Raw genomic sequence first — 21,257 nt, 5'->3', positions numbered from 1 at the left:
TTCTCTCCGGTCCTCCTCCGCTTTCGCTCCGGCCGCGCACGGTCCTCCCTGCGGCCGCCCTCTGGCCTCCCCTGAGTCACGTTCGTGCGAGTCCCTACGGGGCGCCCCTCTTGTCCCCTTACGTTATTGGCCGGTTGTGTTCCCATTCTCCTGGTGCGGACCAGGCAGCACGCCTAACGTGGAAGCAGGAGGTTGTCGGCCGCGCACTCTGCGTCGTCATGATCGGCCACATGCGGTCAATGCCGGTCAGTCCGGTCGGCAGGTCCTCCTGCTTCCCTGCCCGTAAGACCCCGGCCTCCCCGGGGTCGCGAGAGGAGAACCCATGTCGCTCGACGTCTCACCGGCGCTGTTGGAACAGGCCGAGCGAGGCGAGGTCGACGAAGCCGCCTTCGTCGACTGCGTCCGGACCTCCCTGCCCTTCGCATGGGAGATGATCAGCTCTCTGGTGGCTCAGCTGAAGGTGGACGGCGGCGACTTCGCCGACAACCAGACGCCGCCGCCGGACGAGCAGGCACGTGGTCAGCTGCTGCGCGCACTTGCGAGTGACGCCATCCGGGGGGCCCTTCAGCGGCACTTCGGGGTACGGCTCGCATTCCAGAACTGCCACCGCGTCGCGGTGTTCCCGCTGGACCCGTCCGTGGATGAGCGGCTTGCCCGCTTCACCTCCGCCCGGGCCCAGCTGCTCAATCAGTCGCCCGAACTGCGCGACTGCTGATGCCCTTTGCTGCCGCTCCGCACCACAGGAACCACCAGAACCACCAGGAACACGGAAACCGCGGAGTCCACGGGATCCACGGTTTCCGGAGCGGCAGCATTCGCCAGAAGGACGGGCTGGCGACGCGGGGAGTGCGGGCCGTATGCGACACACGGCCCGCACCCTCAGACCAGTAGTGGGAGCACCTCGGCGCCCAGCCGGCGCACGTTCTCCTCCGTCGTGGCCAGATCGCCGGAACCCTCTACGAGCAGCGCGAAGCGGCTGATGCCGGTGCGCTCCGCGGTCGCCGCCAGCCGGTCGGCGGCCAGCTTCGGGGTGCCCACGGGGTGCAGCCCGCAGAGCAGTTCGGTGTACGCCACGGGGTCCCGCATGGAGCGCTGGCGCCCGTCAACCGTGACATGGGCGTCGAGGCCCTTCTTCAGCCACCCCGGCATGGCCTTCATCAGGGTCTCCTCCGCCTCCTCGCGGCCATCGGCGATCTGGACCACCCCGGCCGACACATGCCCGGCGCGCGCGATGTGCTCCGGCGTGTGTCCGGCGGCGCGCGCGTGCCTGCGCCACAGTGCGACCATCTCCGCCTTGTCCTCGTCGCCGCAGTGCATACCGAGGAGCATCGGCAGCCCGCGCTCGGCGGCGAGCCGGACGCTGCCCGGGGACGTACAGGCCACGACGACCTCTGGTCCCTCGGCGGTCCCACCGTCACCGTCCAGCAGCTCGTCCGGGCGCGGGACGACGGGGACCTCGCGGAAGGCGAACCGCTCACCGCCGGCGGCCACACGAGGGTCGCGCAGCCAGCGCAGCAGCAGGTCGAGCGACTCGGTGAAGCCCTGCTCGTACGCCTTGAGTCCGGACCCGAACACCTCCAGATCGACCCAGGGGCCGCCCCGGCCCACACCGAGCGAGAAGCGTCCTCCTGAGGTGAGATGAAGCAGCGCCGCCTGCTCGCCGAGGGCCACCGGATGGGTGTTGGGTAGTACGCTCACCGCCGTGCCCACCCGGATCCGCTCGGTGCGGCCGAGCAGCAGCGCGGCCAGGGTCACCGCCGATGGGCACACCCCGTACGGCACGAAGTGGTGCTCGGCGAGCCACACCGCGTCGAGCCCCGCCGCTTCGGCGGCCTCCGCCGACCGCACCGCCCGGTGCAGCGCCTCCCCATGTCCCTGGCCCGGGAACTGGGCCGCCAGTACAAATGCTCCAACGCGCATCGCCTTATGCCTCCTTGCGGCCGACGCGGCATTCCCCCCACACGGGCAATAACGTCTGACACGTGCCAAAGGCACGGCCACGCGAGAAGTTGTTGCGATTTTCCGGTAACTGACCCTTGTGGGTACCGGACCTACCGCGCCGTACGGGGCGCCTACCCACCCGTATGGCCCGTAGGCTGGAAGGGCAACGTCCGGTCTGTCCCATGAGGTGTTACGTGTCCCCGCGCCGCAACCGCCCCCGTGGCGGCGAGAAGCCGACTGACCGCGCCGGTGACACAGGCACCCGCTACGGCGGGGTGCAGCAGACCGAGAGCTGGCAGGGCGAGGACTGGTGGGTGCGCCATGTGGCCGGGGCGAGTTCCGTCGGCAAGCGCTACCGCTGTCCCGGGTGCGATCAGGAGATCCCCTCGGGGGTGCCCCACGTGGTGGCCTGGCCGGAGCACGGGGGAGTGGACGACCGCCGTCACTGGCACAAGGCGTGCTGGAACGCGAAGGACCGCCGCACCTCGAGGGTGCAGCGGTCCCGTAACGCGCCTCGGTACTGAGCTCAGGGTGTGTCGTCCGCCCGGACGTCGCGAGCCAGGCGGGAGTTCTCAGACACGGCCTAGGCGTCGCGGTTGTGCAGGCTCGAGTAGGCGCCGGCCAGGGCGACGGCGGTCACCCCGAGCATGATCCACAGAGAGTCCCAGCCGTGGGGACCGCCGGGGCCGAGGTCACCGTAGAGCGCCACGATCTGGCTCGGGATGGAATAGCGCAGCAGCCAGCCCTGGAGGCCCGCCAGCCGCTCGGAGTACATGAACATGGCCGCGACCAGGGGCAGCAGCATCACGCCGATCATGACGGTGATCGCACCGGCCGAGTGGCGGATGATCGTGCCGAGCGCCAGCCCGAGCAGTCCGAGCAGCCCGACATACGCGCCGACGCCCACCGTCGAGCGCAGCCACTCGCCGGCGTCGGCCGAAGGCGCGTTCACCAGACCGGACAGAATCGCCCCGGCGAGGGCTGAGGCCAGCGTCGTGATGACGAAGACGAGCGTGAAGAGCACGATCGCCTTGGCGGACAGCACCCGTTCCCGGGTGGGGCAGGCCGTCAGGGTCGTACGGATCATGCCCGTGCCGAATTCGGACGCGATGGTGAGCACGCCCAGGGTGATGACGCAGAGCGAGCCCAGCAGCACACCGAAGAAGCCGAAGCCCAGGGCCGACGCCTCCTCCTCCACGCCGCCCTCGTTGCCCACGCCCGACGCGAGTACACCGATGGCCAGAGCCGAGCCGGTGATCAGCAGGATCATCACGCCGAGCGTCCACACGGTGGAGCGCACGGACCGGATCTTGGTCCACTCGGAGGCGAGGGCGTCACCGAGGTGGGCCCTGCGCACCGGAATGGGTGAGGCGTAGGCGGCGCCCGGCTGCTCGTACGGGGCGGGGGCGGTCATCGGGCGTCCTCGGGCTTGATCGGAGCGGTGGAGTGCTCGGCGGGCGGCGCCGGCGCTGCTGCCGCCGGTGCCTCAGCCGCGGCGGGTGCCGGTGCGGCTGAGGGTGCCGCCGGAGGTGCCGACGGCGCCGCGGGTGCGCCTGGCGCGGGCTCTGTCATATACGGGTTCTGTCCGGGCGGTGGCGGGGCGTACCAGCCCTGCTGCGGCACATCCGGAACCACCGCCGGCTCCGCGCCCGGGAGGAAGCCGGGCGGCTGGAGCTCCATCAGCCCGGCCTTCTGGTCGTCCGTCGAGCGGTAGTCCACGGCGCCCTGCGTCATCCGCATGTACGCCTCTTCCAGCGAGGCCTGGTGCGGCGACAGCTCCCACAGCCGGACGTCCGCCCCGTGCGCCAGGTCGCTGATCGAGGGGAGCGCGAGTCCCATCACCCGCAGCGCGCCGTCCTTCTCCGGCATGACCTGGGCACCGGCCTCGCTGAGCACGGCCGTGAGCTTCTCCCGCTGCTGCGGCTCGGCGTCGGGCGTACGCACCCGGGCGAAGCCGGCCGAATTCGCCGCGATGAAGTCCTTGACGCTCATGTCCGCGAGCAGCTGACCGCGCCCGATCACGATGAGCCGGTCGGCCGTGAGGGCCATCTCGCTCATCAGGTGCGAGGAGACGAAGACCGTGCGCCCCTCGGCCGCCAGCGACTTCATCAGATTGCGGACCCACAGGATGCCCTCGGGATCCAGTCCGTTGACGGGCTCGTCGAAGAGCAGCACCTGGGGATCGCCGAGCAGGGCAGCGGCGATACCGAGCCGCTGCCCCATGCCCAGCGAGAAGTCACCGGAACGCCGCTTCGCGACGTGCTGGAGGCCGACGACGCCGAGCACCTCGTCCACCCGGCGGGCCGGGATTCCGGCGAGCTGGGCGAGCGACAGCAGATGGCTGCGCGCGCTCCGTCCCCCGTGCACGGCTTTGGCGTCCAGCAGCGCGCCGACCTGCCGGGGCGCGTTCGGCAGCTGCCGGAAGGGATGGCCGCCGATCGTGACCTGGCCGGACGTCGGCTTGTCCAGGCCGACGATCATGCGCATCGTCGTCGACTTGCCCGAGCCGTTGGGGCCGAGGAAACCGGTCACGGCACCGGGCCGCACCTGGAAGGACAGGTTGTGCACGGCCGTCTTGGCGCCGTAGCGCTTCGTCAGGCCGATCGCCTCGATCATTCTCCAGCCCCATCGACAGGTCAGGTCGTCGGGGCCCGGGCCGGAGCAGGCCGCACGACCCCCGTAAGAGTTAGGAGGATATCCAGCCCTTGACGGTTCCGGCCAAGGCTTACGGTTCGGTCACGCGTCGCGTGTCTTCAGCACCGCGTAACCGCCGAGCAGTACCGCCACCACCCACAGCACCATGATGCCGAGACCGCCCCAGGGCCCGTACGGCGCCGGATCGCTGTTCATCGCGTCCGGCAGCACCTGCATGATCTTGGAGCCGGCCTGGTCGGGGAAGTACTTGGCCACGTCCTTCGCATACGGCACAAGCGTCAGGACCCCGGAGAGCAGGAAGAAGAAGAGCATCAGGATGACGAGCGACAGGACCGAGCTGCGCAGCATCGCCGCCACGCCCATCGAGAACACCGCCATCAGGGCCATGTAGAGTCCGGCGCCCACCACCGCCCGCAGCACGTGCTCCTCGCCGAGGCTGGTGCCGTGCTCGCCCAGCAGAGCCTGCCCGAGCCAGAAGGCGAGGAAGCTCGTCGCCAGGCCCACCACCAGTGCCAGCAGTCCCGCCACGGCGATCTTGCTGAACAGGAAGGTGGCACGCTGCGGCACCGCCGCGAGCGAGGTGCGGATCATCCCCGAGCTGTATTCGGTGCTCACCACCAGCACGCCGAAGGCGACCATCGCGAGCTGCCCGAGCACCATCCCGGAGAAGCTCACCAGCGTCGGGTCGAAGGTGGCCCGTTCGGCCTGGGACTGGTCCTCCATGCTTCCGGCCATCAGCGCGCAGATCCCGGCGCTCATGGCGACCGTCACCAGGAACGCTGCTGCCAGGGTCCAGGTGGTGGAGGCCACCGTGCGAATCTTGGTCCATTCGGACTGGAGGACGGCGGATGCCGCTGCCATGGTCAGGCTCCCTTGTCGCGCGGGGCCCACTGCGGGGCACCGGTTCCCGTTACGGTCGGCTGCGCGTGGTACTCCACGGCGCTCGCCGTCATCTGCATGAACGCCTCCTCCAGCGAAGCCCGCTGGGCGCTCAGCTCATGCAGCACGATGCGGTGCTCCGCGGCCAGCTCACCGAGCTTCTCGGCGGTGGCGCCGTCGATCTCCAGCGTGCCGTTGCCCGCCTCGATCGCGGTGAGGCCCCGCTCATGGAGCACATCCCGCAGCTGTTCCTGCTGCGGCGAGCGCATCCGCACAAAACTCCGGGAGTTCTGCTGAATGAAATCGGCCATCGACGTATCCGCGAGCAGCTTGCCCTGCCCGATGACGATCAGATGGTCCGCGGTGAGGGCCATTTCGCTCATCAGATGCGAGGACACGAAGATCGTCCGGCCTTCGGACGCGAGCAGCTTCATCAGATTGCGGATCCAGTGAATTCCCTCGGGATCCAGCCCATTGACAGGCTCGTCGAAGAGCAGCACCCGGGGATCACCGAGCAGTGCCGAGGCGATTCCCAGCCGTTGCCCCATACCCAGGGAGAATCCCTTGGACTTCTTCTTGGCGACCGCGGTCAGACCGACGAGATCGAGGACTTCGGACACCCGGCTGCCCGGGATCCGGTTCGCCTGGGCGAGACAGAGCAGATTGTTGTAAGCGGTGCGCCCGCCGTGCATCGCCTTGGCGTCGAGCAGTGCGCCGATGTACTTGAGCGGTTCCTGAAGGTCCCGGTAGTGCTTGCCGTCGATCCGGACCGTCCCACTGGTGGGGTTGTCCAGATCCAGCATCATGCGCATCGTCGTCGACTTCCCCGCCCCGTTGGGCCCGAGGAAGCCGGTGACGACCCCCGGCCGGACCTGGAACGAGAGATGGTCCACGGCGACCTTGGCGCCGAAGCGCTTGGTGAGGCCCTCGATCTCGATCATGTGTTCACGCTAAAGGTGCGCGAAGGCATACGCCACCGGGTTTGGCTAACGAAACGGTACGATTCCCCGCCCCCAGAATGGCCGGAAAGCGCCTGGACGGCTTGCGGGCGCTCTGAGGACGCAAACGCCCGTGCCCGGCACCCCTCCTGGGGCGCCGGGCACGGGCGAAACGTACGGCCGGGCGTCAGCGGGTCTGCTGGGCCGGGACGCCGCGCGAGACCGGCTCGTCGTCCGGCGCACCGGTCGCCGCGACGGCCGCACCGGTCAGCGTGGCCAGCATCTCCCGGACGTTGGTGAGCTGGGCGTTGATGGAGTCGCGACGGTTCGTCAGCGCCGCCAGCTCACGCTCCGATTCGCTGCGGATACGGTCGGCCTTCGCATTGGCGTCCGCCACGATGTCCTCGGCCTGCCGCTGCGCGGTCTCCACCGTCTGGCGGGCGCGGCGCTCCGCGTCCGTACGCAGCTTCTCCGCCTCCAGACGCAGCTGCTCGGCACGGTGCTCGATCTCCGCGAGGCGCTTCTCCGCCTTCGCCTGACGCGACGCCAGGTCACGCTCGGACTGCTCACGGCGCTTTGCGAGGTTCGTCTCGAAGTCCGCGGCGGCCTGGGCGGCCTTCGCGCGGGTCTCCTCGAAGAGCGCGTCGGCCTCCTCGCGCTTGGACTGCGCGTCCTTCTGCGCGTCGGCGCGCAGCGAGTTGGCCTCGCTCTGGGCCTTCTCGACGATCCTTACGCCCTCGTCCTCGGCCTTCTGCTTGCGCTCGGACGCGAACGCCTCCGCGTCATTGCGCACCTGCTGTGCGGCGGACTCGGCGAGCTCCCGGTGCTGCTCGGCGGCGCGACGGGCCTCCTCACGCAGGTCCTTCGCCTCCTCCTCGGCCAGCCGCAGGATCTTCTCGACACGCGCACCCAGTCCTGCGTACGACGGTTCCGCGTCATTGACCTGGGACTGGGCATTCTGCGTCTCGAGGTGCAGCTCCTCGATGCGCTTTTCCAGAGAGGTGATCCGCGCGAGAGCGCTGTCACGATCGGCGACGAGTTTGGTAATGCGGTCGTCCACCTGACCGCGGTCGTACCCACGCCGCACGAGCTCGAAGCCGAAGGGGGAGGATGTGTCGCTCATGGGGTTCCTGTCGAATGAGACCGGTGAGGTGTTAGAGGGAATCCTAGGGGCCCGAGCGGCGTGTCACCGGGCAGATGCCCGTTTGGTATGGAGAATGTCCAGCCTTTTGAGTGGATACTGCCTTGACCGGAAGGGTTTGCCGATGCGCGCGGCGTCCGATGCGTGGGATCCCTCCCGGCTCCCGGGGACTGCGGCCCGATCCGCCCAGGCCGCGGGGCCCTCGCAAGGCGGGGGGAGGCACCCCTGCCGAAGGCCGAGGGGACGCCGCGACAGCGAACACCCGGCCGCACCGCGACGTCGCCGGGTGCCGTCCGGCAGTGCCCGGAGAGACGCGGTGGACTGCGCGACCAGCCACGAAGGACTTCCCTGGACCATGCCCGAGGAAACCCCGGGCGCCGCCGGGCTTCCAGCGGCGGCTCGTGCGTCCGGCGCCGTCGGCTGATCATCGAACATCGGCCGGAAAGGGCCTAGCACCGTGACCGGAAAGGTTCACCGGCTCGCCACGTCCGGCACGGCACTCCCCCTGGCTTCGCCGGGTGGTACCCCCACGCTGCGTTGTCGCATCACCCAAGTACATCCAGTACGAGGGCGATCTCCCCCTGCCTCCGGTGGGGGATCCCCCACGCCTTGCGATCCTTCCCCTCGGCCCCTGGGGCCGGGGGAGACCCCACCCCCTCGGCCCCTGGGGCCGGGGGAGACCCCACCCCCTCGGCCCCAGAGGGCCGGGGGATACCCCAGGCACCGGACGCCGCGAGCCCACGGCAAACCTTTCCGGTCACGGCACTAGCTCTCGGAGGACTTCCCGTTCGCACGCGTGCCCGCCGACGCGCCCGCCTTGACCACGCCGTCCTTACCCCCGGACGGTGTCTCGAACGACTCCAGCGCCTCCAGCACGTCCTGCACCCGGGAGATCTCGGCCTGGATGTCCTCGCGCCGGCGCACCAGGACTTCGAGCTCCCGCTTGCCGTCCCCGACCAGGCGGTCGGCCTCGCGGTCGGCCTCGGCCTTGACCGCCTCGGCCGCGCGAACCAGCTCCGCCTTCTTCTGTTCGGCCTCCTTGAGCAGCGCCTCGGCCTTCTTCACCGCGGCGATCCGCACCTTGCCGGCCTCTGAATTGGCCTCCGAGACCAGCTCCTTGGCCTTCGCCGCGGCCTCTTCCTGCTGCTCGATCGCGGCCTTGACCAGCTGGTCGGCCCGCTCGCCCGCGGCCTTCAGCTGCTCGGCGGCCTCCCTGCGGGCCCGCTCGTGCAGCTCCTCGACCTCGCCCTCGACACGGGTACGGAGTTCCTCCGCACGCTCCCGGATCGCGGTCGAGTCGCGGCGGGCACCCACGAGCAGTTCGTCGGCGTCGGTGCGGGACTTCTCCACCAGGCCGTTGCCCTCGACCCTGGCCGCGGCCACCAGCCGGTCGGCCTCCTTGCGGGCGGCACCCACCATGGTGTCGGCCTGCTCCTCGGCCTCGGTGGTGGCGCGCAGCGCCTCCTCCTGGGCCTTGCCGATGAGCTGATCGGCCTGCTCGGCGGCGTCCGCGCGGCGCTTCGCCGCGTCCCTGCGCGCCTCGTCGAGGCTGCGGTCCGCGTCCTCCTGGGCCTTCGCCCGCAGCTGCTCGGCCGCGTTCTCGGCCTCCGCGCGCAACTGCTTCGCCTCGGCCCGGACACGGTCGGCTGCCTGCTGGGCCGAGCCCACGGTCTCCGCGGCCTCGGCCCGGATCCGCTCCGCTTCCGCGGTCGCCTCCGCGATGAGCTGGTCGGCCTGCTCGGCGGCCCCGGTACGGCGCTTGTCCGCGGCCTTGCGGGCCTCGTCGAGCACCTTCTCCCCGTCCGCCCGCGCCGCGGCGCGCAGCTCCTCGGCCTGCGCCTCGCCCTCGGCCCTGACCTGCTCCGCCTCGCTGCGCAGCCGTACCGCGTCCTCCTCGGAGACCGACAGCAGCTCGGCAGCCTCGGTGGTGAGCCGGTCGGCCTCGCTCGTCGCCTCGCCGATCAGACGGTCGGCCTGGGTCGCGGCCTCGGAGCGGATGCGGTTGGCGTCCTCGCGGGCATCGGCGCGCGTCCGCGAGGCGTCCTGCTCGGCCGATGCCAGCGCGTCCGACGCCTCCGTACGCATCCGCTGCGCGTACTCCGAGGTGTCCGCGCGCAGCCGGTCGCTCTCCGTGATCGCGTCGGCCATGGTCCGCTCGGCGAGTGCCTTCGCGGCCTCCGCCTCCTCGTCGGCGCGGGTCCGGATGCGGTTGGCGTCCTCGGTGGCCCGCTCCCGCTCCGCGTACGCGTCCGCGCGGACCCGGTCCGCCTCTTCCTGCGCCTCGGTCCTCGTACGCTCGGCCGCGTGCTCGGCTGCGCTGCGCAGCCCCGCGACCTCCTGCTCGGCCTGCTCCTGGAGACCGGACACGGAGTCCCGTACCTGCTGAGCGGTCTGCTCGGCCGCCGTGACCATCTCGGTGGCCCGCCGGTCCGCGTCCTCGACCAGCCGTTGCGCCTCTGCCTGCGCCTCCTCGACCCGCTTGCGGGCGGCGGCGAGCAGCTCCTCGCTCTGCTCGCGGGCCAGCTCCCGCTCCTGGTCCGCCTCGGAACGGGCCCCGGAGAGGATCTCCTCGGCCTCCCTGCGGCGCCGGGACGCCTCCTCCTGCGCCGCGGCCAGCGCCTCCGTGGCCTCCTGACCGACGCGCTCGGCGGCGGCGGCCGCCTCGGTCCGCAGCCGGTCGGCGGTCTCCTGCGCCTCCGTCGTCAGCCGCTCCGCCTCGGTGACGGCCTCGGTGCGCAGCCGCACCGCCACCGACTCGCCCTCGGCACGTGAAGCGGACGCGTCGGACGCGGCCTCGTCACGCAGCCGTTCGGCCTCCTGCTCTGCCTGCTCCTGGAGCGTCCGGATCCGCTCGGCGGCCTCGGTGCGCAGCCGCTCCGACTCCTCCGCCGTCTCCCGGCGCAGCTGCTCGGCCTCCACACGGGCCTCGGACAGCGCCTGCTCGGCCGCGTCGCTGCGGGTCTGCGCCTCGGAGTGCAGCCGGGTCAGCTCCTCGTCCGCCTCCCGGCGGCGGGCGACCGCGGCGCGAGCCGCTTCCTCGCGCACCTCGGCCGCGGCGCGCTCGGCGGCGGCCTTCATCTCGTCGGCCTGCTCCTCGGCCTCTGTGCGCAGCCGGTCCGCCTCCGCGCGAGTGCGCTCCAGCGTCTCCTCCGCCTGCCGGCGCAGGGTCGTGGCGCGCTCGATGGCCTCCGTGCGGACCCGCTCGCTGTCCGTGGTCGCCCCGGAGCGCAACTCGTCCGCGTCCGCCTTCGCCTTGGTCAGCAGCTCCTCCGCCGACCTGGCCGCCTCCTCGATCTGCTGGACGGCGTCACGGCGCGCCTCGCCGCGGATCTGCTCGCCCTCGGCCACCGCCTCCGACCGCAGCTGCTCGGCCTCGCCGCGCAGCCGCCGCGCCTCCTCCTGGAGCTCGACCGTCTTGGCGCGGTACTCCTTGGTGTCGTCCTTCGCGGCGCCCTTGAGCTCCTCGACGGTGTCATTGGCCTCGTGGCGCAGCCGTTCGGCCTCGGACTCCGCCTCACGTCGGATCCGCTCGGCCTCTTCCGCGGCCTTGCGCGTGGTCGCCTTGGCCTCCTCGGAGGCCTTGTTCAGGACCTCCTCGGCGGTACGGGCGGCCTTCGCGAGCTGGGCCGCCGAGTCCTCGGCGGCGACGGTGCGTGCCTTGTCGGATGCCTCCGCGAGGACCTTCTCCGCCTCCGCGCGGGCATCCGCGAGGGCCTGCTCGGCGTCGCTCTTGAGGGCCTCGGCCTCCTTGGTGGCCTCGGCCACCAGGCGGGCGACCTCCGACTTGGCCGTACGGGTCCGCTGCTCGCTGGCCGACTCGGCGCTCGCCAGCGATTTGGCCGCCGACTCCTTGGCCTCCGCGACGAGCTTCTCGCCCTCGGCGCGCGCCTCGCGCAGCTTCTCCTCGGCCTCCTGCATCCGCTGCTCTGCCGCCCGGCCGAGCTCGGTGGCCTGCTGGCGGACCTGGTCCGACTCGGCCGAGCTGGACGAGCGCAGCCGCTCGGCGTGACTGGTGGCCTCCTGGGCCTGGGTGGAGGCGGCGTTCAGCAGTCGCTCGGCGTCCTTGCGGGCCCGCAGCAGGATCGCCTCGGCCTCACTGCGGGCCGTGTCGGCCTGGGAGGAGACCCGCTGCCGGGTCTCCTCGGCGACCCGGGTGGCCTCGGTGCGAGCGGCGGCCAGCTTCTGTTCGGCCTCGGCACGGGACTCGTCGAGCAGCCGGCGGGCCTGGGCCTCGCTGCGGGCACGCAGCTGCTCGGCCCACGCCACGTTCTCGTTGACATGCGCCTCGACGGTCTGACGGCGCTCGGCCAGTTCCTGGTCAAGACGCTGGCGGCGCTGGTTGGCCTCGGCGTGCAGCTCGGCCTGGAGCCGTGCCTGGTGCTCGGCGTGCTCCTGGAGGATTCGCTGGGTCTGCGCCCGGGCATCCCTCAGCTCCCGCTCGGCGTCCGAGCGCAGCTGGTCGGCCTGGATCTGGGCGTTACGGAGGAGCTGCTCGGCCTGGTAGCCCATGTCCGCGCTGTCGTACGCGGGGCGCGTCGCGAGCGTACGGCGCGCTTCGTGCAGCTTGGCTCGGAGCACCTCGACCTGGTAACCGAGGTCCTCGGCGTGCTGGACGGCCTTCTCCCGCTCGGTCCGCAGCCGCTCCATCTCGGCTTCGAACCGCGAGAGATGGTCGTCGTCAGCTCGGTGGCTCTCCTGGCGTTCGTAGCCCCGCACTGCGCCGTCCCATCCGTCCCCTGGTCGCAACTCTGTACAGACGAGCACCGTTCCCCGGCGAACGGCCCCCCGGGGACATGGTGGCAGATCGAACATCGCCCTCGGACAGCGCTGTGTCGCGGCTCCGATCCGGCCCCGGCCCGGAGCCGCCCACTCTACCGGGCCGGGAATCCGGAGGTCAGTGCTCCGCCGATGACGGGTCGGCCGAGGTGACGAGTTCGGTCAGGACTCCATGGCAGTCCTTGGGGTGCAGGAAGGTGATACGGGATCCCATCGAGCCGATGCGCGGCTCGTCGTACAGCACGCGTACGCCCTTGCTCCGGATGTCGTCGGCGGCACCGTCCACGTCACCGGTGCCGAAGGCGATGTGGTGCACACCCTCGCCGTTCTTGGCCAGCCATTTCCCGACCGCGGAGTCCTCCCGGGTGGGCTCGAGGAGCTGGAGGTACGAGGCTCCGCCGTCCGAGGTCTCGTTGATCTTGAGCATGGCCTCGCGGACGCCCTGCTCCTCGTTGACCTCGGTGTGGAAGACCTCGAAACCGTAGGTGGCCTTGTAGAACTCAACGGTCTTGTCGAGGTCGAAACAGGCGATCCCGATGTGGTCGATTCGCGTCAGCATGGCTCCAGTGGAGCGCCCGTGTGATGGTTACGCAACGTGCGCGCCATCACACCGGCTGGCCGGTGACCGGGATGCGAACCCCTCAGTACAGTTCAAGTAAACCCTCGTTCACTCCTCAGCCGCTGCGCTGGAAGGGGATCCCCATCTCATGTCTGGTACGAACAGCACCACCTCTGTGATCGTCGCCGGCGCCCGTACCCCCATGGGGCGGTTGCTCGGTTCCCTCAAGTCCTTTTCCGGCGCCGATCTGGGCGGTTTCGCGATCAAGGCGGCGCTGGACCGGGCCGGGATCGGTGGCGACCAGGTCCAGTACGTGATCATGGGTCAGGTGCTCCAGGCGGGCGCGGGCCAGATCCCGGCCCGTCAGGCGGCCGTCAAGGCCGGCATCCCGATGAACGTCCCGGCGCTCACCGTCAACAAGGTGTGTCTGTCCGGACTCGACGCGATCGCCCTCGCCGACCAGCTGATCCGCGCCGGTGAGTTCGACGTGATCGTCGCCGGTGGCCAGGAGTCCATGACCAACGCCCCGCACCTGCTGCCGAAGTCCCGCGACGGCTTCAAGTACGGCGCGGTCGAGATGCTCGACGCGATGGCGTTCGACGGCCTCACCGACGCTTTCGAGGGCATCGCGATGGGCGAGTCCACGGAGAAGCACAACACCCGCCTCGGCCTCGCCCGCCCCGAGCAGGACGAGGTCGCCGCGCTGTCCCACCAGCGGGCCGCCGCCGCGCAGAAGAACGGTCTCTTCGAGGCCGAGATCACCCCGGTGGAGATCCCGCAGCGCAAGGGCGAGCCGGTGCTCTTCAGCAAGGACGAGGGCATCCGGGCCGAGACGACCGTGGAGTCCCTCGGCAAGCTGCGCCCCGCCTTCGCCAAGGACGGCACGATCACCGCGGGCACCTCCTCGCAGATCTCCGACGGCGCCGCGGCGGTCGTGGTGATGAGCAAGGCGAAGGCCCTGGAGCTCGGCCTGGAGTGGATCGCCGAGATCGGTGCCCACGGCAATGTGGCGGGCCCGGACAACTCGCTCCAGTCCCAGCCGTCCAACGCGATCAAGCACGCGCTGAAGAAGGACGGCCTGGAGGTCTCCGACCTCGACCTGATCGAGATCAACGAGGCGTTCGCCGCGGTCTCCGTGCAGTCGATGAAGGACCTCGGGGTTTCCCCGGAAAAGGTGAACGTCAACGGCGGCGCGATCGCGCTCGGCCACCCGATCGGCATGTCCGGTGCCCGGATCGTGCTCCACCTGGCCCTGGAGCTGAAGCGGCGCGGCGGCGGTGTCGGTGCGGCGGCGCTGTGCGGTGGCGGCGGTCAGGGCGACGCGCTGATCGTCCGTGTCCCGGCCAAGTGACCGTCGAGTCGGCCACGTAACCATCGGGTCATCGAGATCATCGAGTCCCAACCGTTGAACGGAGCAGCGTGATGGTGGACGTCCCCGAGCTGGTCGCCCAGGCGCGGGAAGGCCGGCCGCGGGCCGTGGCCCGGCTGATCTCCCTCGTCGAGGGGGCGGCCCCCCAGCTCCGCGAGGTCATGGCGGAGCTCGCTCCGCTGACCGGCGGCGCGTATGTGGTGGGGCTGACCGGTTCGCCGGGTGTCGGCAAGTCGACGTCCACCTCCGCGCTGGTGACGGCGTACCGCAAGGCGGGGAAGCGGGTCGGCGTGCTCGCCGTCGACCCGTCGTCGCCGTTCAGCGGGGGAGCGCTGCTGGGCGACCGGGTCCGGATGTCGGATCACGCCTCGGACCCGGGCGTCTACATCCGTTCGATGGCCACTCGCGGCCATCTCGGCGGCCTTGCGTGGGCCGCACCGCAGGCGATCCGGGTGCTGGATGCCGCGGGCTGCGATGTCGTCCTGGTCGAGACCGTCGGCGTCGGCCAGTCGGAGGTGGAGATCGCCTCGCAGGCCGACACGTCGGTGGTGCTGCTCGCGCCCGGCATGGGCGACGGGATCCAGGCGGCGAAGGCGGGCATCCTGGAGATCGGCGATGTCTACGTCGTCAACAAGGCGGATCGTGACGGCGCCGACGCCACCGCCCGCGAGCTCAACCACATGCTCGGCCTCGGCGAGTCGAGGGCTCCGGGCGACTGGCGGCCGCCGATCGTGAAGACGGTCGCGGCACGGGCCGAAGGCATCGACGAGCTCGTCGAGGCCCTGGAGAAGCACCGTGCCTGGATGGAGGAGCACGGCGTCCTCACCGAGCGCCGCACCCGCCGCGCGGCCCACGAGGTCGAGACCATCGCCGTCACCCGTCTGCGCGAACGTATCGGCGATCTGCATGGCGACCGCCGCCTGGAAACCCTGGCCGCCCGCATCGTCGCAGGCGAGACGGACCCGTACGCGGCGGCGGACGAGCTGGTTGCCGGGCTGATCGACTCCTAGGCCGGGAGGTGCTTCTGCGGCCCGGGCCGGACTGTGGGGCCCGGGCACGGTCTGGCTAGACCTTGCCGCGGCGCCCGCGCAGGTGTTCCGCGACCGGGGTCAGTGACGCCCGGAGGTCGACCAGGGCCTCGGGTGACAGCAGGTCGATGAAGTGCTGGCGGACGGACTCGACGTGGTGCGGGGCCACCTTGCGCATGGTTTCCATGCCGTGGTCGGTGAGCACGGCGAACAAACCGCGCCGGTCGGACTCGCAGTTCTCCCTGCGGACCAGGCCCGCGTTCTCCATGCGGGTGATCTGGTGGGAGAGCCGGCTCTTGGACTGGAGCGTGGCCGAGGCCAGATCACTCATCCGCATGCGCAGGTCCGCCGACTCCGAGAGGTTCACGAGGATCTCGTAGTCGTTGATGGTCAGGCCGAACGGCTGAAGGTCCCTCTCCAGCTGGTAGGTCAACAGCCTGGTGACATCCAGGTAGGTGCGCCAGGCGCACTGCTCCGCGTCGGTCAGCCAGCGGGTGGCAGTTTCGGTCTCCATATATGGATACTACCCTAAGAAGTTGAAATCCGTACGAAGTCTGGGAATGTGACCTCGGACACCCGGGTCCCCCGAATACGGGTGCAGACGTTCGACGTCACACTCCGCAGACTACCGCTCACAGTCCGAAGCGACGCTGGAGGTCCCCAAGCTGGCCGGGAAGGCGCGGCGACGAACCGTGGTGGCCAGACGCCCCATGGCCGCCGTGGCCCCCACCGGGCACACCGTCGGCGTACGGGACCGTGCCGGTGGCTTGTTCCGGCATCAGCGCCTCCGTCGACTGGAGCAGCACCGTGCCCGCACCGGCGAACTCGAACTGGTGCTCCTCGCCCGACACCCCGCCGATCCCGGTCAGTTGCCGCAGCCCGCCCATGACCCCGCTCATATAGCCGTGGTCGTAGTGGTGGCAGGGGGACGGGCAGTCCGCCCAGCCCACCAGGGCCTGCGGGTCCACCCTGATGGGCGGCTCCACGAACACCACGGGACCGTTCGACGCGGCGACGAACTTGCCGGTGCCGATCAGGGTCAGGAAGCCCGGCACGATCGACTGCTTGAGCGCCAGCGAGGGCTGGTACGCCAGCAGGTTCCCGGACCGGATGGTCAGATTGCCGTCGTCGAGGTCGAAGGAGTTGACGTCGAACGCCCGGTCCGCGAGCAGCATCTTGCCGCTGCCCTCGGCCACCACCCAGTCGCTCGCGTGCAACGGCGAGTGGAAGCTGGTCCGCATCAGCCGGTCCAGCCTGCCGTGGCCGATCCCGTTGAACTCGATCTGCCCGTAGTAGGCGATCATCTTGCCCTTCTGGAGGAACCACTGGGAGCTCTTGAGCTCCACACAGAAGGTGTACGCGTTGACGTTGTCATCGCTCGGCAGGGTCATCGGGTCGAAGGTCCCCTGGGGCCCAGGGGACCCGGGTGTGCCCCATGCAGGTGCGCTCACAGCTTCTCCTCCGACGCCTGGACGTAGACCACACCGCTGCCGCTCAGCTCCAGCTGGAACGCCTCACCGGAGCCGCGCCCCACCATGTCGCGCCAGCCCAGCGCGGTGGAGAGCTTGTTGCGCACATCGCCGTGGTGGGCGACATACGCCTGCGGGTCGACATGGACGGGGCGGTTGGGGGTGATCGGCAGTTCGATCACTCCGCCGTGCGCCATCACCGCGACCGCTCCGTGGCCCTTCAGGGTCGTGGTGAACAGCCCCTGCCCCGTGACCTGGCCGCGGACCATGCCCATGACCCCGCCCTGCGAGCCCATGAACATCGTGCCCTGCTGGAGGGTGCCGTCGAAGGCGAGCAGCCGGTCGGCCTCCACGTACAGGGTGTCCCCGGTCAGGCCGATCACCTGCACGTGATGCCCGCCGTGGCCGAACATCACGGTCCCCGATCCCTCGACCGTCATCAGCGGGGTCGCCTCGTCGGCCACCCGCCGCCCGATCATCGACATCAGGCCACCCTGGCCGCCGGCGATGTTCGGAGTGAACGACACCTGGCCCTTGTACGCGAGCATCGCGCCGCGCTGGCTGTACATCTTCTGGCCGGGGACGATCGTCGCCTCGACCATCTTGGAGTTGATCTCACGGAACGGCATCAGACGTCCCCTCCGATGGTGTTCCGCTCGCTCGGCTGCACGTACACGAGCCCGTCGCCCTCGAACCGGATCTGGAACGCCTCGCCGCCGCCCTCGCCCAGCAGGGTGCGGAAGGTGACCCCCGACTGGAAGCTCTGCCGTACGTTGCCCTGGTGGGCGATGTACGCGCCCGGGTCGACCGACAGCGGGTACTGCGGGCTCACCCTCAGCACCACCGCCGGGCCGTCCGACATGATCGCGGCCTGGCCCGTGCCCTCGACGGTGGTCGTGAACAGTCCGTTCCCGGTCGCGCCGCCGCGGAGCCCGGTGAAGCTGGTGCCGGTGCGCAGCCCGCCGTCCGTGCAGAGCAGATTGCTCGACTCGACGTACAGCTTGTCGCCGTGCAGCGCGACGAGATTGATCTCGGACGCGCGGTCGGCGAAGTAGCAGGTGCCCTGGCCCTTCACCTCCATCATCGTCATCTGCTCGCCGGTGAGCCGGCGGGTCACCATGCCGCGGATGCCCTCACCGCCGCCGGACAGTTTCTTGAAGGCCATCTGGCCGTCGTACGCGACCATCGACCCGTTCTTGGCCTTGACGGCGTCCCCGGTCATGTCGACGGCCAGCACCTTGCTGCCTTGAAGTCGGAACATTGCCACGGGGTGAAGGTACTCGGCGGGGTACGTTCCCGGACAGGCCCCCCGGAATGAACCCGACCCTGAGCCGTCCCTGAGTCCACCCGGGTAAAGGGCAGGAAAAGAGCGATGCCACAATGGAGCCGCTTGTGCACCCGTTCACAAGACTGTCGGGACGCCCGACCCCTCGACTCCCTCGACCGAAGGTGCCTCACGTGGACATCAAGACCGCCTCCTCCCTCCACCGCCTCCGGCTCGTCTCCGCCCCGGAGGCCGTGTCGTTCCTGCTGCTGCTCGTCTGCTCGGTGCTCAAGCGCACGACCGAGTTCAACGCGGTCCCGGTCATGGGCGCGATCCACGGCCTGCTGTTCGTCGTCTACGTACTCTTCTGGCTGGACGCCTGGAACCGCACCAAGTGGAGCTTCGGCCCGGCCGCCCTCTACTTCGTCCTGTCGGTGCTCCCCTTCGGCGGCTTCGTCGCCGAACGCAAGCTGAAGCGCGAGGCCGAGGCGGCTGTGATCGCCTCCCGCGCCCGCCGCGAAGGCGTGGTCAACGCATGATCGTCGCCTTCTCCGTGACCCCGCTGGGCGTCGGCGAGGACGTCGGCGAGTATGTCGCCGACGCGGTCCGCGTCGTCCGCGCGTCCGGGCTGCCCCACCGCACCGACGCGATGTTCACCTCGGTCGAGGGCGAGTGGGACGAGGTGATGGACGTCGTCAAGCGCGCGGTCGCCGCGGTCGAGGAGCGTGCGCCCCGGGTGTCGCTGGTCCTCAAGGCGGACATCCGCCCCGGCGTGACCGACGGGCTGACGTCCAAGGTCGAGACGGTGGAGCGGCACCTGTCCGCCTGACCGGCCGTATGCGTGACGAAGCCCCCGGCCTGCGCCGGGGGCTTCGTCACGTTCGAGGGGGTGAGGCGGCCTGCGCCGCAGCCAGCGCGATGCCCAGCGGCGTGCGCTCGTAGAGCACCTGGTGGCCGTAGCGGCGCGAGCGCAGCAGGTCCGCGTCCCTCAGGACCGACAGGTGTGCCGAGACGCTCGACGGTGCGAGGCCCAGGCGGTGCGCCAGGGCTGTGGTGCTCGCGGGTTCGTCCAGGGCGCACAGGACCTCCGCGCGTACCCGGCCGAGGAGGCGGGACAGGGCTTCGGGGGTGCGGGTGGAGGGGGTTGACCAGAGGCCGGCGATGCCACGGGCGGGGTAGACGAGGGTCGGTTGCCATGGGGGGTCGAAGCCGCTGACCACGTCCGGCCAGGAGAACACGCTGGGCATCAGCACCAGGCCCGCGCCGTCCAGATCGCGGTGGTGGCTGCTCGCGTTGTCGAGGGTCAGGGTCGAGGTCCCGTCCCACTCCAGCCGGGGATGGAGCTCCCGCAGCAGTCCTTCGAGGCCCACCTCCGCCAGCCGCCGCGAGTGGTACGCGATGTCCGCCTCCAGCAGGGCACGGAGCCGGGGCCAGTCCGGGGCGATCAGGGTCCGCCAGGCGCGCTCGATCAGTGCGGCCAGTTCCCGCAACGCACGTGCCGGGTCCGCGAGCATCGCCCGTGCCTCGGGCCGGTCCGTCGTGCCCGCGTCCGCCAGGGCGCGCGCCAGATCGTCCCGTGCCAGCTCCGGATCCGTGGTCCTGACCCGGGCGATCTCCTCCTCGAAGGTGGCGGCGGGGCCGATGGGCGGCGGGTAGAGGCAGTCCGGGTTGTGGCCCCGGCGCGGCATCAGCAGCAGGAGCGGAGTGAAATCGAGGCCGTCATCGGCGGCCAGCGCTCCGCGCAGTCGGCGCAGCCACGGCAGGTGGTAACCGTGGCGCTCGGGCCGGGCGAGGGTACGCACCGCCTCGTGGGTCTCCCAGAGCGGTGACAGCGCGAACCGGCAGCGGAGCAGATCGGCCTCGCCGAAGTGGAGTGTGAACGGCACCCCGCCCCCTGTGGGTGAGCCAGCCAGGATTCGTACCCAGCCGAAAGTCTAGGGGCAGGTTGGGTGCGACGGCAGGCTGCGATCATGACCGATCAGCTCGTAGCCCCGGCAGCCCCGGCAGCCCCGGCTGGATACACCGGTGTCTTCGCCGTCGGCGAGTTCCGGGCCGTATTCGCCGCGCACACCCTCTCGTTGCTCGGGGTCGTGGTCAGCGAGATCGCCCTGACCGTGCTCGTCTACGACCTCACCGGGTCGCCGCTGCTGAGCGCCCTCACCTTCGCCCTCGGCTTCCTCCCCTATCTCATCGGCGGAACGCTGCTCGCGGGCGTCGCCGACCGCTACCCCGCCCGGCGCGTGCTGGTGCTCTGCGACCTCGTCTGCGCGGGGTGCGTCGCTCTGATGGTGCTGCCCATGACCCCGGTCGCGGGGCTGCTCGTGCTGCGCTGTGCCGTCGCCGCCGTGGCCCCCGTGTTCAACGGCACGCGGATGGCGACCCTGGCCGACATCCTCGGGCAAGGAGAGCGCTTCGTGCTCGGGCGTTCGCTGCTGCGGATCGTGGCGCAGAGCGCCCAGCTCCTCGGGTTCGGCGTCGGGGGAGTGCTGCTGACCCTGGTGCCCGCACGCGGCGCCGTCGCGATCACCGCCGTGACCTTTCTCTGTTCGGCGGCGCTGCTGCGGTTCGGGACGGTCCGCAGGCCCGCCCGGGCAGGTGGGAACGGGGCGCTGCTCCGCGAATCCCTTCAGGGCGCCCGCCTGGTGTTCCGGGACCGCCGGATGCGGCTGCTCACTCTGCTGTTCTGGGTGCCGCCGATGTTCGCCGTGGCGCCGGAGGCGCTGGCAGCCCCGTACGTCGACCGGATCGGCGCCGGAAGTGTCGCGCTCGGGGTGCTGATGTGCGCGATGCCGGTGGGTCATGTCGCCGGTGAGCTGTTCGCCGGCTCCGTCCTGAGCGCGGCGGCCCGCTCCCGGGCCGTGCTGCCCCTCGCTGTCTGCTCACTGCTGCCGCTGCTGGCGTACGCGGTACGCCCGGGGCTGTCGCTCGCCGTGCTCGTCCTGCTGCTGGCGGGGCTGGCCTCCGCGTACGGCCTCGGCCTCGACCAGTGGTACGTGGCCGCCGTGCCCGACGAGCTGCGCGGCCGGGCGATGACGCTGCTGACGGCCGGCATGATGACGCTCCAGGGCCTCGGTATGGCGGCGGCGGGCCTCGCTGCGGAGTTCGTTCCGGTGCACCACGCGATCGCCTGCCTCGGGGCGCTCGGTGCCGTCTGCGTGCTCGTGCTCGCCATCAGGCTGAGGAAAGATCGGGTACCGAAGTCCGAGACGGGGCTGACCACCATATGACCAGTGGGTAT

20 protein-coding genes are annotated in these 21,257 nt (G+C 70.7%); 7 read left to right on the top strand and 13 right to left on the bottom strand.

Annotation, left to right across the window (positions count from 1 at the left end; all coding sequences use genetic code 11):
- Window positions 1–322: 322 nt before the first annotated feature.
- The gene (locus tag ACFV6V_RS08130) at window positions 323–715 is read left to right on the top strand and encodes an SCO5389 family protein (RefSeq protein WP_351579769.1); all 393 of its coding nucleotides are present in this window, start codon (window positions 323–325) and stop codon (window positions 713–715) included.
- Window positions 716–879: 164 nt separating this feature from the next.
- Here ACFV6V_RS08130 and ACFV6V_RS08125 read toward each other — a convergent pair whose 3' ends face one another.
- Entirely contained in the window at window positions 880–1,920 is a 1,041-nt protein-coding gene (locus ACFV6V_RS08125; RefSeq protein ID WP_385560811.1) for an LLM class flavin-dependent oxidoreductase, read from the bottom strand.
- A 215-nt stretch (window positions 1,921–2,135) separates the two neighbouring features.
- Here ACFV6V_RS08125 and ACFV6V_RS08120 point away from each other — a divergent pair, with 215 nt between their 5' ends.
- Window positions 2,136–2,465: an ATP/GTP-binding protein gene (locus ACFV6V_RS08120; RefSeq protein ID WP_385560809.1), complete on the top strand. Its 330-nt coding sequence runs from the start codon at window positions 2,136–2,138 to the stop codon at window positions 2,463–2,465.
- Window positions 2,466–2,524: 59 nt separating this feature from the next.
- On the opposite strand, the gene ACFV6V_RS08115 is transcribed toward ACFV6V_RS08120, so the two are convergent.
- The 7 genes from ACFV6V_RS08115 to mce form a co-directional block, all read right to left on the bottom strand.
- Window positions 2,525–3,355, bottom strand: a complete 831-nt coding sequence (locus ACFV6V_RS08115; protein WP_385560806.1) for an ABC transporter permease subunit — start codon at window positions 3,353–3,355, stop codon at window positions 2,525–2,527.
- Complete coding sequence (locus ACFV6V_RS08110) at window positions 3,352–4,557, bottom strand: ABC transporter ATP-binding protein (RefSeq protein ID WP_385560803.1); 1,206 nt, start codon at window positions 4,555–4,557, stop codon at window positions 3,352–3,354. Before ACFV6V_RS08110 ends, ACFV6V_RS08115 begins: the two co-directional genes overlap by 4 nt.
- A gap of 120 nt (window positions 4,558–4,677) precedes the next feature.
- Window positions 4,678–5,457 carry an ABC transporter permease gene (locus ACFV6V_RS08105; RefSeq protein WP_385560800.1) on the bottom strand — a complete coding sequence of 260 codons (780 nt, stop codon included), beginning with the start codon at window positions 5,455–5,457 and terminating at the stop codon, window positions 4,678–4,680.
- Window positions 5,458–5,459: 2 nt separating this feature from the next.
- Window positions 5,460–6,416, bottom strand: a complete 957-nt coding sequence (locus ACFV6V_RS08100) for an ABC transporter ATP-binding protein (RefSeq protein WP_385560797.1) — start codon at window positions 6,414–6,416, stop codon at window positions 5,460–5,462.
- 184 nt (window positions 6,417–6,600) lie between these two features.
- Complete coding sequence (locus ACFV6V_RS08095) at window positions 6,601–7,536, bottom strand: cellulose-binding protein (protein ID WP_385560794.1); 936 nt, start codon at window positions 7,534–7,536, stop codon at window positions 6,601–6,603.
- Between the two features lie 783 nt (window positions 7,537–8,319).
- Complete coding sequence (gene scy, locus ACFV6V_RS08090) at window positions 8,320–12,270, bottom strand: polarized growth protein Scy (protein ID WP_385560791.1); 3,951 nt, start codon at window positions 12,268–12,270, stop codon at window positions 8,320–8,322.
- 178 nt (window positions 12,271–12,448) lie between these two features.
- Window positions 12,449–12,889 carry a methylmalonyl-CoA epimerase gene (gene mce / locus ACFV6V_RS08085; RefSeq protein ID WP_385560789.1) on the bottom strand — a complete coding sequence of 147 codons (441 nt, stop codon included), beginning with the start codon at window positions 12,887–12,889 and terminating at the stop codon, window positions 12,449–12,451.
- A gap of 148 nt (window positions 12,890–13,037) precedes the next feature.
- Here mce and ACFV6V_RS08080 point away from each other — a divergent pair, with 148 nt between their 5' ends.
- Together ACFV6V_RS08080 and meaB are read left to right on the top strand one after the other, a co-directional pair.
- A complete protein-coding gene (locus tag ACFV6V_RS08080; RefSeq protein ID WP_385560786.1) occupies window positions 13,038–14,240 on the top strand; it encodes an acetyl-CoA C-acetyltransferase in 1,203 nt (400 codons plus the stop codon).
- Between the two features lie 71 nt (window positions 14,241–14,311).
- Complete coding sequence (meaB, locus tag ACFV6V_RS08075) at window positions 14,312–15,268, top strand: methylmalonyl Co-A mutase-associated GTPase MeaB (protein ID WP_385560783.1); 957 nt, start codon at window positions 14,312–14,314, stop codon at window positions 15,266–15,268.
- 55 nt (window positions 15,269–15,323) lie between these two features.
- On the opposite strand, the gene ACFV6V_RS08070 is transcribed toward meaB, so the two are convergent.
- The 4 genes from ACFV6V_RS08070 to ACFV6V_RS08055 form a co-directional block, all read right to left on the bottom strand.
- Window positions 15,324–15,800, bottom strand: coding sequence for a MarR family winged helix-turn-helix transcriptional regulator (locus tag ACFV6V_RS08070; protein WP_385560780.1), 477 nt, complete (start codon window positions 15,798–15,800; stop codon window positions 15,324–15,326).
- Window positions 15,801–15,918: 118 nt separating this feature from the next.
- Window positions 15,919–16,677, bottom strand: a complete 759-nt coding sequence (locus ACFV6V_RS08065) for an AIM24 family protein (RefSeq protein ID WP_385561047.1) — start codon at window positions 16,675–16,677, stop codon at window positions 15,919–15,921.
- A 56-nt stretch (window positions 16,678–16,733) separates the two neighbouring features.
- Window positions 16,734–17,384 carry an AIM24 family protein gene (locus ACFV6V_RS08060; RefSeq protein WP_385560777.1) on the bottom strand — a complete coding sequence of 217 codons (651 nt, stop codon included), beginning with the start codon at window positions 17,382–17,384 and terminating at the stop codon, window positions 16,734–16,736.
- Complete coding sequence (locus tag ACFV6V_RS08055) at window positions 17,384–18,016, bottom strand: AIM24 family protein (protein ID WP_385561044.1); 633 nt, start codon at window positions 18,014–18,016, stop codon at window positions 17,384–17,386. The genes ACFV6V_RS08060 and ACFV6V_RS08055 overlap by 1 nt, the downstream gene beginning before the upstream one ends.
- Before the next feature lie 197 nt (window positions 18,017–18,213).
- Here ACFV6V_RS08055 and ACFV6V_RS08050 point away from each other — a divergent pair, with 197 nt between their 5' ends.
- Together ACFV6V_RS08050 and ACFV6V_RS08045 are read left to right on the top strand one after the other, a co-directional pair.
- Window positions 18,214–18,558 (top strand): DUF3817 domain-containing protein, encoded by a 345-nt coding sequence (locus ACFV6V_RS08050; RefSeq protein WP_385560774.1) that lies wholly within the window; start codon window positions 18,214–18,216, stop codon window positions 18,556–18,558.
- Window positions 18,555–18,848 (top strand): MTH1187 family thiamine-binding protein, encoded by a 294-nt coding sequence (locus ACFV6V_RS08045; RefSeq protein WP_385560771.1) that lies wholly within the window; start codon window positions 18,555–18,557, stop codon window positions 18,846–18,848. Before ACFV6V_RS08050 ends, ACFV6V_RS08045 begins: the two co-directional genes overlap by 4 nt.
- Window positions 18,849–18,894: 46 nt before the next feature.
- Here the strand turns inward: ACFV6V_RS08045 and ACFV6V_RS08040 are convergent, their stop codons facing one another.
- Window positions 18,895–19,905: a DUF5937 family protein gene (locus ACFV6V_RS08040; RefSeq protein WP_385560768.1), complete on the bottom strand. Its 1,011-nt coding sequence runs from the start codon at window positions 19,903–19,905 to the stop codon at window positions 18,895–18,897.
- Between the two features lie 84 nt (window positions 19,906–19,989).
- Here ACFV6V_RS08040 and ACFV6V_RS08035 point away from each other — a divergent pair, with 84 nt between their 5' ends.
- Entirely contained in the window at window positions 19,990–21,246 is a 1,257-nt protein-coding gene (locus ACFV6V_RS08035) for an MFS transporter (RefSeq protein ID WP_385560765.1), read from the top strand.
- Window positions 21,247–21,257 lie beyond the last annotated feature (11 nt).

This window comes from Streptomyces sp. NPDC059828 (assembly GCF_042731955.1).
GTDB lineage: Bacteria > Actinomycetota > Actinomycetes > Streptomycetales > Streptomycetaceae > Streptomyces.
Note: the sequence above shows the minus strand (reverse complement) of the source record. Positions and strands in the feature narration are given on the sequence as shown.